The organism is Stenotrophomonas sp. CCNWLW162 (assembly GCF_037203745.1).
In the GTDB taxonomy this organism is placed as follows: Bacteria; Pseudomonadota; Gammaproteobacteria; order Xanthomonadales; family Xanthomonadaceae; genus Stenotrophomonas; species Stenotrophomonas maltophilia_AQ.
Map to the genome: position 1 here is coordinate 460,977 of NZ_JBBCBL010000004.1, position 11,697 is coordinate 472,673.

Below are 11,697 nucleotides of genomic sequence, written 5' to 3' on the forward strand. Positions count from 1 at the left end.
CCATGCACGCACGTCCCGTCGTTCCCGGCTTGCCGGCGCTGGTGTTGGCTGCCCTGATCGGCACCATGGCGATGATGTCCTTCGTCGCCGTGATCGGCCCGGTGGTTCGCATGCTCGGTTTGTCCGAGTGGCATGCCGGCCTGTCAGTCACCGCCGCCGGCGTGTTGTGGATGCTGGCCGCGCGCCCCTGGGGCCAGCTCAGCGACCGCGTCGGCCGCAAGCGCGTGCTGATGCTGGCGATGAGCGCCTACACCCTGGTCTACATCGCGCTGGCGGTGTTCATCGACGTTGCCCTGCAGGCAGTGCCGCCTGTGTTGGTATCGGTGCTGGTGCTGGTCGGCGCGCGTGGCCTGATCGGCCTGTTCTACGCCGCCGTGCCCCCTACCGCTGCCGCGCTGATCGCCGACAAGGCACCGACCGGCCAACGTGCCAAATTCCTCGCTCGCCTGGGCAGCGCCAACGCGCTGGGGATGGTGCTGGGGCCGGCGGCCGCTGGCTGGCTGGCCTATACGAATCTGTCACTGGCGCTGTATGTGGCCGCATTGTTGCCGCTGCTTGCGCTGGCATTGCTGGCCTGGCGGCTGCCGGCCACACCGCCAGTGGAGAGCGCCTCTGCACAACGCCGCCATCCGATAAGCCGTCTCGACCCGCGCCTGCGCCTGCCACAGCTGGCGGCGTTCATTGCGATGGTCTCGGTGACCATCGCGCAGGTGACGGTCGGCTTCTTCGCGATCGATCGCCTCGGCCTGGATGCAGCGGCGGGCGCACGCATGGCGGGTATCGCGCTCACTGCGGTCGGCGTCGGCCTGATCCTGGCGCAGGCGCTGGTGATGAAGCTGGAGGTGCATCCGCGGCGCTGGATCATCCTGGGCGCATTGATTTCGGGCATCGGCTTCGCTTCGGTGGCCGGCGTTCAGCAGGCCTGGCAGTTGCCGGCAGCCTATGCGCTGGCCGCGTTCGGCATGGGTTTCGTGTTCCCCTCGTTCCAGGCGCTGGCTGCCGACGCGGTGGAAGCACACGAGCAGGGTGCTGCCGCCGGCACCGTTGCTGCCGCGCAGGGGCTGGGCATGGTGGCCGGACCGATGCTCGGCACGCTGTTGTATCGCGGTGGGCCCAGCCTGCCTTATCTGCTGGTGGGTGCGCTGCTGCTGTTGCTGTGCGCGTTGGCCGCCGCGTATCGGATGAAGGAGACCTCATGAACGATTCCCTGATGCAGGGCGCGTGGCCGGAGGCTGCGCCGCCGGCCCTGGATACCATCGACGACGCCGCACTGTTCCTGTTGCAGCATGCGGGTCAGCATGTGCATGCGCGCGGTTGCCGGGCCGCGCTGCCGAGTGGTGCGCTGGCAACCCTGGCTGAGCGTGTTGCGGATTTCTTCGCCCAGCAGCGTGGCGGCCCCGGCCTGCTGGTCGGCGCGGTGCCGTTCGAGCCGCGTGCTGATGATGCGCTGTACCAGCCCGAGCGGCTGCTGCCGCCATTGCCGTTGCAGCCGCAGGCGGCGCCGCCGCTGGAGGGTGAGCTGCGTGCAGAGCCCGCAGCGGTGGACTATGCCGCCGCCGTGGCCACTGCGGTGCAGGCCCTGCGCGCGCCCGAACAGGATCTGCATAAAGTGGTGCTGGCGCGCAGCCTGCTGGCCCGCACCCGGCAAGCGCTTTCGCCGGATGTACTGCTGGCACGGCTGGGTGCGGACCCCTCGGTGGCCACCTATGCGGTGCCGCTGCCGGTCGAACTGGGGCGGGCCCCGGCCTGGCTGGTTGGCGCAACGCCGGAGCTGTTGCTGCGCAAGCGTGGTGTGCAGCTGCTGTCGCACCCGCTGGCCGGGTCCGCACGCCGCAGCGCCGATGCCACCGAGGACGAGCGTGCCGCGCAGGCGCTGCTGGCCTCGCGCAAGGACCATGACGAGCATCGCCACGTGGTCGAAGCCATCGTCGATGGCCTGGCGCCGTACTGCAGCCACATCGATGCACAGCCGCGGCCGGCGCTGCATGCGACTGCCAGCATGTGGCATCTGGGAACCCGCATCCACGCCACCCTGAAGGATCCGCAGACGTCTGCAGCCGAACTGTTGGCACAGCTGCACCCCACGCCGGCAGTCTGCGGTACGCCACGGCTGGCGGCACTGCAGCGCATCCGTGAGCTGGAACCGGTGCCGCGCGGTTTCTATGCCGGTGCAGTCGGCTGGTTGGACGCGCAGGGGGATGGCGACTGGTACGTGGCGATCCGCTGCGCGCGACTGCAGGGCACGCAGCTGCGCCTGTACGCAGGCGCCGGCATCGTCGCCGATTCGCAGCCCGAGGCTGAAGTGGCTGAAACCGCAGCCAAGTTCGCTGCCCTGTTGAACGCGCTGGGTGTCCATGAATCGGCGCCCGCCATCGAGCCTGCCGCATGAATACCTCCGCTGATTCTTCCCGCCTGCCACTGCAGCAGGTATGGCCTGATGAACTGATGGCGCGCTATCGCGAGGCCGGTCACTGGCGTGGCGAGACCTTCCCGGCGTTCCTGCGCGAGCGCGCGGAACGCTATGCGGATGACATCGCGGTGGTGGCTGGTGACGTCCGCCTGAGCTATGCGCAGCTGTGGCACGAAGCCGGTCGCATCGGTGCCGGCCTGCTGGCACTCGGCCTGCAGCCCGGTGAGCGGGTGCTGGTGCAGCTGGGCAACACCGCTGGCTTCATCACTACGATCTGTGGCCTGTTCCGGGCCGGACTGGTGCCGGTGTACGCACTGCCTGCGCATCGCATCACCGAGCTGGTGCACTTCGCGAACAAGGCCGAGGCCAGTGCCTACATCACTGCCGACCTGCACGACGGCTTCGATCATCGCGGACTCGCGCGGGCGCTGCAGGCCGACGTACCTGCGGTGCGCCACGTGGTCATCGATGGCGATGCAGCGGAGTTCACCGCGCTGGATTCGCTGCAGGGCGACCGCAGCCAGCTGCCGGCCGACCCGGATCCGCAGTCGGTGGCGTTCCTGCAGATCTCCGGTGGCAGCACCGGCCTGTCCAAGCTGATCCCGCGCACGCACGACGACTACATCTATTCGTTCCGCGCCAGCAATGACATCTGCGGCATCGACCGCGACAGCGTGTATCTGGTCGCGCTGCCGGCCGCGCACAACTTCCCGATGAGTTCGCCCGGCTTCTTCGGTGCGTTGTATGCCGGCGCCCGCGTGGTGCTCAGCCCCGGCCCCGGACCGGATGCGGCCTTCCCGCTGATCGCACGGGAGCGGGTGACCTGCTGTGGCCTGGTGCCGCCGCTGGCGTTGCTGTGGGCGCAGGCCGCCGCCACCAGCAAGCATGACCTGTCCAGCCTGCAGGTACTGCAGGTGGGCGGCGCCAAGCTGGTGCCGGAAGCCGCGCGGCGGGTGATTGACGGCCTCGGCTGTACCTTGCAGCAGGTATTCGGCATGGCCGAAGGGCTGGTGAACTACACCCGCCTGGACGATCCGGAAGAACTGATCGTGGCCTGCCAGGGGCGGCCGATCAGTCCGGATGATGAAGTGCGCGTGGTCGATGACCATGACCAGCTGGTGGCCGAGGGCGAGGTGGGGCATCTACTCACCCGTGGCCCGTACACCATCCGTGGCTACCACAACGATGCGGTGGCCAATGCGCGCTCGTTCACCGACGACGGCTTCTATCGCACCGGCGACCGTGTGCAGCAGCTGCCCGGTGGCTATCTGGTGGTACAGGGCCGTGCGGGTGACCACATCAACCGCGCTGGCGAGAAGATCTCCGCTGAGGAGATCGAGGACCACCTGCTGGCGCACCCGGGTGTGTTCGACGCCGCCGTTGTCTCCATTCCCGATGAGTACCTGGGCGAGCGCAGCTGCGCCTTCGTGATCCCGCAGGGCGAACCGTTCAAGGCCCCGGCACTGAAGGCCTGGATGCGCGGGCGTGGCCTGGCCGCGTTCAAGGTGCCCGACCAGATTGTGTTCGTCGACAGTTTCGATACCACTGCGGTCGGCAAGATCAGCCGCCGCGAACTGCGCGCGCAGCTGCGTGCGCGTCATCTGCAACAGACAGGAGGAACGCGCTGATGGCGCTGCCCCGTATTACCGACTATCCCTTGCCGACCGCCGCCGAACTGCCGCAGGCGCGTGGCCCGTGGCGCCCGCAGCGCGATCGTGTGGCTTTGCTGGTGCACGACATGCAGCGCTACTTCCTGGCGGCATTCGACGCCGGCAGCACGCCCTTGCGGCCGGCGGTGGACAACATCGTGCGCCTGCTGGCGCACTGCCGCGCGCACGGCATTCCGGTGTTCTACACCGCCCAGCATGGTGACCAGGATCGCCGCGACCGCGGCCTGCAGGCCGATCTGTGGGGGCCGGGCATGCGCCGCAGCGCCGACCACGAACCGATCATCGAGGCGCTGGCACCGCAGCCAGGCGAGCACGTGCTGGTGAAGCACCGCTACAGCGCCTTCCAGCGCAGCAACCTGGAGACGCTGATGCGGGTACGTGGGCGCGACCAGCTGCTGGTGACCGGCGTGTACGCCCATATCGGCTGCACCGCGACCGTGGTCGAGGCCTTCCAGCGTGACATCGAGGCCTTCATCGCCGCTGACGCGGTGGCGGACTTCTCGCGTGCCGATCACGATCAGGCGCTGCACTGGATCGCACGCACCAGCGGGGTGCCGATGACCACCGACCAGCTGCTGGAGGTGCTGTGATGGCCGCCACGGGTGAGGTGCTGGATCTGGAGCGGATGCGTGCCGATGTGGCGCGCGTGCTGGAGTGCACACCGGCCGAGATCGGTGACGACGACAACCTGATCGACCTGGACCTGGATTCGATGCGCATGCTCGGCCTGGTCCTGGCCTGGGGCAACACCGGCCTGCCGCTGGAGTTCTCGCAGTTGGCCGAACACACCACGCTGCGCCAGTGGTGGAACGTGGTGCAGACGCTGCAGGCCGCGCAGAGCGCATGAACGCCGTCGCGCTGGCCACGCCGGTGGCATTGACCGAGGCCCAGGCGGGACTGTGGTTCGCACAGCGGCTGGCACCGGACAACCCGTCATTCAATACCGCGCACGCGGTGTGGATCGATGGCCCGCTGGACGTGGCCGCGTTCGTCGCAGCGGCAGACCAGGCTGCAGGCGAGGCCCAGGCCTTAGCACTGCGCTTTGCCGAAGGGGCCGATGGCCAGCCGCTGCAGTGGCATGACCCCGCACACGTGCCGTTGCTTTCGGTGCGGGATGTGTCCACTGAGGCGGATCCCGCCGCTGCGGCACGCAACCTGATGCACGCCGACCGGCTGAGCCCGGTCGATCCCACCCGCGACCGGATCAGTCAGCAGGTGCTGCTTGAGCTGGGCGGGCAGCGCTGGGTCTGGTACCTGCGCGTGCATCACCTGGCGGCCGACGGATACGGCATGGCGCTGTTCACTGATCGCGTGTGCGCGTTGTATGCCGGTCGTACCGGTGAGCCACTGCCGGGGCTGACTGGCGTGCTGGCCGATGATGCCGCCTATCGTGCCGATCCGCGCCGCACGCAGGCCGGGCAGTGGTGGCGCGAGCACATGCAGGGGGCACCGGCGGGCGTCGGCCTGGCCGGTACGCTCGCGGCCAGTGACGACGCGCTGCGCTGGGTGCAGCCGCTCGATGCGGCATTCCGGGAACAGCTGCTGCAGGCGTCGGTTCGTTGGCTGCAGCCCTGGCCGGACGTGCTGGCCGCGTTGTCGGCCGAGTACCTGCGGCGGATGAGCGCTGCCGATGAAGTGGTGCTGGGCGTGCCTTACATGGGGCGGCTCGGCAACGCGTCGGCGCGGGTGCCGGCGATGGTGATGAATGTGTTGCCGCTGCGCGTAGCGGCCGCCGAGGGCAGCGTCGAGGCCTTTACCCGCGGGCTGGGCCGTCAGCTCAGCCAGGGGCGCAAGCACGGCCGTTACCGCGGCGAGCAACTGCGCCGGGACCTGGGCCTGGTGGGTGCGCAGCAGCGCCTGCACGGTCCGCTGGTGAATGTGCAGCCGTTCTACAAGCGGCTGGTGCTGACTGGCGTGCAGGCGGCGCTGGAGGTGCTGTGCACCGGGCCGGTGGATGACCTGACGCTGGGCTTCCGTGGCGATGGCCAGCGTCTGCTGGATCTGGAGATCGAGGCCAATCCCGCGCTGTACAGTCGCGAGGATGTCGAGGCACACGCGGCACGGTTGCTGCATTTTGTGTCGGCGGCACTGCAGGCTGACGATATCGCAGCCGTACCTCTGGCGACGACCGACGAGGTGCAGCAGGTGCTGCACGGTTTCAATGCCACCGCGCACGCGCTTCCTGAGACCACACTGGTTGAATTGCTGCAGCAGGGCATGGATCGGGATCCGCACACTCCAGCGCTGGTGTTCGGCGACACTACGCTGGACTACGTAACGCTGGAAGCGCGCAGTTTCGCGCTGGCGGCACAGCTGCGGGCGATGGATGTCGGCCCGGGCAGCGTGGTGGCGGTGGCATTGCCGCGCTCGCTGGAGCTGGTGATCGCTCTGGTCGCGGTGCTGCGAGCAGGCGCGGCCTACCTTCCGCTGGACCTGGCCCATCCCGATGAGCGGCTGGCACGTATTTTCGCGTCGGCACAGCCGGTGTGCGTACTGGCTGCGGCGGACGTATCGGCGCGCGTGGCCGGCGTACCGGTGCTCGCGCCGGAGCAGTGGACTGCGCTGAGTTTTGCCGCACCGTGGGCCGATCCGGCACCTGACGATGCGGCCTACGTGATCTATACCTCCGGCTCGACCGGCGAGCCCAAGGGCGTGGTCATCGAACACCGTGCCATCGTCAACCGCCTGCTGTGGATGCGCGAGCACTACGACATCCGCGCCGATGACCGCGTGCTGCAGAAGACCCCGGCCACCTTCGACGTCTCGGTCTGGGAGTTCTTCCTGCCGCTGCTGTGCGGGGCCACGCTGGTGGTCGCCGGGCCGGACGCGCATCGCGATCCCACTGAACTGGCGCGGCTGATCCGCGAGCATGGCATCACCACGGCGCATTTCGTGCCATCGATGTTGGATGCCTTCCTCGCTGCACCGGCCTCCGAAGGGCTGCAGCTGCGACGGGTGTTCACCAGTGGCGAGGCGCTGGATGCTTCGTCCCGCGACCGCTTCCACGCGCGTGTGCACGCCGAGCTGCACAACCTGTATGGCCCGACCGAAGCTGCGGTGGACGTCAGCTACTGGCCGGCGTCGGCGCAGGATCGTTCGCGGCCGGTGCCGATCGGGTTCCCGGTCTGGAACACCCGCCTGTACGTGCTGGACGCCCGGATGCAGCCGGTGCCGGTGGGCGTGCCCGGTGACCTGTACCTGGGTGGCGTCCAGCTGGCGCGTGGCTATCTCGGTCGCGATGATCTGACCACCGAGCGCTTCCTTGCCGATCCTTTCCTGACGGGCGAGCGCATCTACCGCACCGGCGACGTAGCACGCTGGCGCCGCGATGGTGCGGTCGAGTATCTCGGCCGCAGTGACCACCAGGTGAAACTGCGCGGCCTGCGCATCGAGCTGGGCGAGATCGAGGCGGCACTGCGCGAGCTGCCTGGCATGGAGCGGGCGGAAGTGCTGCTGCGCCAGGATGCTCCCGGCGAAGTGCGTCTGGTGGCGTATCTGCCGACCGCGCTTGCCGATGCCGTAACGCTGCGCAGCCACCTGGCCACGCGCGTGCCGGACTATATGGTGCCCTCGGCGTTTGTCGGCGTGGACCACTGGCCGGTGACCGCCAACGGCAAGCTCGACCGCAACGCGTTGCCGAAGCCTCCGCAACTTGAAGTTGCCGGCTTGGCGCCGCGCACGCCGTTGGAACAGGAGCTGGCGTTGTTGTTCGCCCAGGCGCTTGGGCGTGAGGCGCCGGTGGCAGTGGATGCAGATTTCTTCAGTCTCGGCGGTGATTCGCTGTCGGCGGTGCACCTGCTGCTGGCGATCGAGCAGCGCTGGCGCTGTGACCTGGGTCTGGGTGCATTGTTTGCGCAGCCCACCGTGGCCGCACTGGCGGTTCGTATTGCCGAGCCTCCCGCGCTGGCCGATCACGCACTGGGGCCGGTGATCGCATTGGCCGCAACCGACGCCGCCGGGCCCACGCCGCTGTTCGTGCTGCATCCGGCCGGGGGGATCGCCTGGAACTACCGCACCCTGGCCCGGGCACTGCAGCCGGCACGCCCGGTGTACGGCCTGCAGTCGCCGGCACTGGACGCCCGGCAGCCGCTGCCGAGCAGCATCGAGGCGATGGCCAACGACTACGTGCAGCGCGTGGTCGCACTACAGCCGAAGGGGCCAGTGCATCTGCTGGGCTGGTCGGTAGGTGGCATCCTCGCCCAGGCGATGGCGGTGCGCCTGCATGAAATCGGCCGCGACGTCGGCGAGCTGGTGCTGCTGGACGCGTATCCCAGCGAGTGCTGGCGGGCCGAACCGGAACCCGATCCCATCGCCGCATTGCGGGCATTGCTGGCGATTGCCGGCCACGATCCGGATGCGCATCCGGAACTCGACAGCCGTGAACGCATTCTGGGGTTCCTGCGCCGTGGCGGCAGTGCACTCGGCAGCCTGCCGGATGTGGTGCTCGATGGCGTGGTGCGCGCGGTGACCGGCACCAATCGACTGATCCGCGAACATATTCACCAACCGTTCGACGGCACGCTGGTGCACGTCCGTGCTGGTCGGGATCATCAGGCGCGGCCACAGCTGCAATCGACGTTGTGGCGGACCCACGCGCGCAGGGTGCAGGTGCTGGAACTGCCGTTCCTGCACGCCGAACTGACCGGCCGCGATGCGGTGGCGCAGCTGGCGCCGTGGTTGTCGGCGCGCCTGCGCCATTGGGATGAGCAACAGGAGATCGCAACATGCAGTTGACCGGTTTTGAAGGCCGCGTGGCCCTGGTGACCGGCGCCGCCGGTGGCATCGGTGAGGCCCTGGTGCGGTTGCTGGCCGAGGCTGGCTGCACGGTGGTGGCGACCGATCGCGATGCGCCCGTGGTCGCGGATGCACGTGTGCAGGCGTTTGCCCTTGATGTGACCGACACTGCGGCGGTGGATGCGCTGGTGGATCGTGTAGAAGCCAGCATCGGGCCGATCGGCCTCGCCGCCAGCGTGGCCGGGGTGCTGCACGTGGGCGAGGTGACCGGCACCACCGATGACGATTGGCGCCGGGTTTTCGCAGTCAATGCGGATGGCGTGTTCCATGTGGGGCGTGCGCTGGCGCGGGTGATGTCACCACGTCGGCAGGGTGCGATCGTCACCGTCAGCTCGAACGCGGCGGGCGTGCCTCGGCACGGCATGGCCGCCTACGCGGCATCCAAGGCAGCCGCTACGATGTTCACCCGCTGCCTTGGGTTGGAGCTGGCACCGCTCGGCATCCGCTGCAACATCGTCGCCCCGGGCTCAACGCTGACCCCGATGCAGACCGGCATGTGGCAGGACAAGCACGGCGCCGAGCGCGTGATCGCCGGCAGCCTGGAGACCTACAAGGCCGGCATTCCACTGCGCAAGCTGGCGAGCCCGGAAGACGTCGCCCATTCGGTGATGTTCCTGCTCTCCGAGCAGGCCGGACACGTGGCGATGAGTGACCTGTACGTCGACGGCGGCGCCACCCTGCGCGGGTGATTCCTGCTAATGCCGGCCGCTGGCCGGCAACCCATAGTCCCCGGTAGTGCCGTCCACCGGCCGGCAACCTCATTCAACTTCAGACATCTCCGAACATCCATCGAGGCATGGCCTGACGTTCAACGCCCAATGATCGCTCCACGATGAGGCATGAGCAGCCACCGCCTCCGCCTGGGCCGGCGTTCCATTGTCGGTCAGGTCTACGTTCTGACAACGACCACACATCAGCGCCGCCGGCTCTTTGAAAGCGAAGCTGCAGTGGCATGTGTAAACGACCCGTTTCATTACATCGAGCGGCGGGGGCTGGTGCAGTCACTCGCATGGGTCGTCATGCCGGATCACGTCCACTGGATGTTCGAGCTGCGTGCAGCTCACCTTCCAGACATTGCGCGCCGAATGAAGTCGTCGAGCGCGCTTGCCCTGAATCGCCTGGCGGGTCGTCGAAGTACGGTGTGGCAGCCTGGCTACTTCGACCACGCCGTGAGGGCTGAGGAGTCGCTGGCGCGGCCAGCCCTATACATCCAGGGGAACCCGGTACGCGCCGGTATTGCCGAGCAGATTGGCGAGTATCTGCATGCGTGGTCGGTCTGGGCGTGATGCCGGCCAGCGGCCGGCACTACCAGGCTTTCGAGCGAGACGGTTGCGGCACTACCCGTTGCGGTCAGGGAAGGGTCAGTCGGTACACCAGCACGCGGTTGTCGTTGTCGTACGGGCTATCGCAGGGCTGGCCCTGCATGCGGCAGTGACGGGCGATGAAGTCGTTGTCGTTGCCGATCAACAACAGCACGTCGTTCGGATGCTGCGGGTCCAGCGCCGGCAGCACGTCCATGGCTTCCCACTTTTCCGAGAGCAGCCCGGCATGTGGGCCGCGCATCGTGTCCAGATCCAGCCCGGCACGCGCGAGCTGCGGGCGGTCGAGCAGGTTCAGCAGTTCGTCGCTGCGTGCGGGCACGATGCCTGCCTTCAACGTGGTACCGGTGGGATCAGCCAGTACCGAGGTCGTGCCGGTTTCGTAGGTGCTGCCGGCCAGATTGCTGGCATCGGCCACATCCACGAGCAACACCGACTTGTAGACGATCGGGTCGTCGACGTCCTTGCCCAGGCCATTGCCATCCCGGGCCAGCAGCAGGAAGCGATGGTCGTCCAGCACGCGGAGCTCGCTCTGCGCGGCGGTGCGGTCCAGTTTGCCCTTGCCGTCTTGCGCGTAGGCGGGCAGGGCCATCACGTAATGGCCGATAGGTTGCTGTGGCGTCGGCGAGGCCGTCACGTCGTAGACCAGTACGCGGGTGTTGATACGGCCCGCCGCGTTGCCCTGCGCGCTGTCCTGCAGTGTGGCGCTCTGCAGGGCGACGAACAGGCGGGTGCCGTCGGGTGACAGGCCCATGCCTTCCACGCCTTGGTTGTTGCGGCGGCCGGTCTGCGGTGGCGCCAGCGAGCCGAACGCCGGCTTGCCCTCGCGCTGCGGCCTGATCGCAGGGGGCGCCACGATCACGCCCTGCAGCTGACCCTGCGCATCGAAGTAATAGACGTTGGCGGTGTACTCGTCGCCGATGTAGAAATGGCCATCGGCGGTGAACTGCAGCGACTCCGCATCCAGCGAAACCTTGCCGGCGCCCGCGCCGCTGGCCGGCGAGGGCAGCACCACATCGCGTTGGGTGATCGTGTGCTCACCCGGGTCGGCACCGGTGAACGGCTGCCCGTTGAAGTCCTTCAGCACCACGCCCTTGTCCGGGACCATCGACAGCGTACCGAGCGCACCGGGCTTGCCTCGCGTAACGTCGATGCGCAGCTGCATGCGCTCCACGCGTCCAGTGTAGTCGTAGAACAGGCCGGCCTCGGGATCGTTGCGGCCGCGGTCGGGCAGTGTCCACAGCACGCCTTCGTAGCCGCTGGCGGTGCGCTTCCAGGTGCCAGGCTGTACCGCCAGCGACGAGAACGAGCCCAGCGTGTCGCCGAGGAAGTCCACCGTGCCTGCCGGCAGCCGCCCGGCGGCGACCAGGCCTTTATCCACGTAAGTACGACCGCCCAACTGCAGGGTGCGTGGCGGTGCGCCAGCGGCCTCGTGTGGAGCGGAGTATCCGCCGGCGGAGAGGGTGGCCAGCAGCAGGGCGGTCGCGAGCATCGGTGGACTCCG

The 11,697-nt window shown here is 68.3% G+C and carries 9 protein-coding genes; 8 read left to right on the top strand and 1 reads right to left on the bottom strand.

Going from position 1 to position 11,697, the window contains the following annotated elements; translation table 11 throughout:
• Positions 1-2 precede the first annotated feature (2 nt).
• From V9K93_RS14290 to V9K93_RS14325, 8 genes are all read left to right on the top strand, one after another.
• On the top strand, positions 3-1,199 hold the full coding sequence (locus V9K93_RS14290; protein ID WP_136637865.1) for an MFS transporter: 1,197 nt from the start codon (positions 3-5) through the stop codon (positions 1,197-1,199).
• Positions 1,196-2,389, top strand: coding sequence for an isochorismate synthase (locus V9K93_RS14295; protein ID WP_046986166.1), 1,194 nt, complete (start codon positions 1,196-1,198; stop codon positions 2,387-2,389). The genes V9K93_RS14290 and V9K93_RS14295 overlap by 4 nt, the downstream gene beginning before the upstream one ends.
• Positions 2,386-4,038, top strand: coding sequence for a (2,3-dihydroxybenzoyl)adenylate synthase (locus tag V9K93_RS14300; protein ID WP_337302753.1), 1,653 nt, complete (start codon positions 2,386-2,388; stop codon positions 4,036-4,038). Before V9K93_RS14295 ends, V9K93_RS14300 begins: the two co-directional genes overlap by 4 nt.
• Positions 4,038-4,670 carry an isochorismatase family protein gene (locus V9K93_RS14305; RefSeq protein WP_241888130.1) on the top strand — a complete coding sequence of 211 codons (633 nt, stop codon included), beginning with the start codon at positions 4,038-4,040 and terminating at the stop codon, positions 4,668-4,670. The genes V9K93_RS14300 and V9K93_RS14305 overlap by 1 nt, the downstream gene beginning before the upstream one ends.
• Positions 4,670-4,927 carry a phosphopantetheine-binding protein gene (locus V9K93_RS14310; RefSeq protein ID WP_010485231.1) on the top strand — a complete coding sequence of 86 codons (258 nt, stop codon included), beginning with the start codon at positions 4,670-4,672 and terminating at the stop codon, positions 4,925-4,927. Before V9K93_RS14305 ends, V9K93_RS14310 begins: the two co-directional genes overlap by 1 nt.
• Positions 4,924-8,814 carry an enterobactin synthase subunit F gene (locus V9K93_RS14315; RefSeq protein WP_337302754.1) on the top strand — a complete coding sequence of 1,297 codons (3,891 nt, stop codon included), beginning with the start codon at positions 4,924-4,926 and terminating at the stop codon, positions 8,812-8,814. The genes V9K93_RS14310 and V9K93_RS14315 overlap by 4 nt, the downstream gene beginning before the upstream one ends.
• Positions 8,805-9,563: a 2,3-dihydro-2,3-dihydroxybenzoate dehydrogenase gene (locus V9K93_RS14320; RefSeq protein ID WP_046986171.1), complete on the top strand. Its 759-nt coding sequence runs from the start codon at positions 8,805-8,807 to the stop codon at positions 9,561-9,563. Before V9K93_RS14315 ends, V9K93_RS14320 begins: the two co-directional genes overlap by 10 nt.
• A 150-nt stretch (positions 9,564-9,713) precedes the next feature.
• Entirely contained in the window at positions 9,714-10,160 is a 447-nt protein-coding gene (locus V9K93_RS14325; RefSeq protein ID WP_337302755.1) for an REP-associated tyrosine transposase, read from the top strand.
• Between the two features lie 64 nt (positions 10,161-10,224).
• On the opposite strand, the gene V9K93_RS14330 is transcribed toward V9K93_RS14325, so the two are convergent.
• Positions 10,225-11,685 carry an esterase-like activity of phytase family protein gene (locus V9K93_RS14330; RefSeq protein ID WP_295381240.1) on the bottom strand — a complete coding sequence of 487 codons (1,461 nt, stop codon included), beginning with the start codon at positions 11,683-11,685 and terminating at the stop codon, positions 10,225-10,227.
• Between the last annotated feature and the right edge of the window lie 12 nt (positions 11,686-11,697).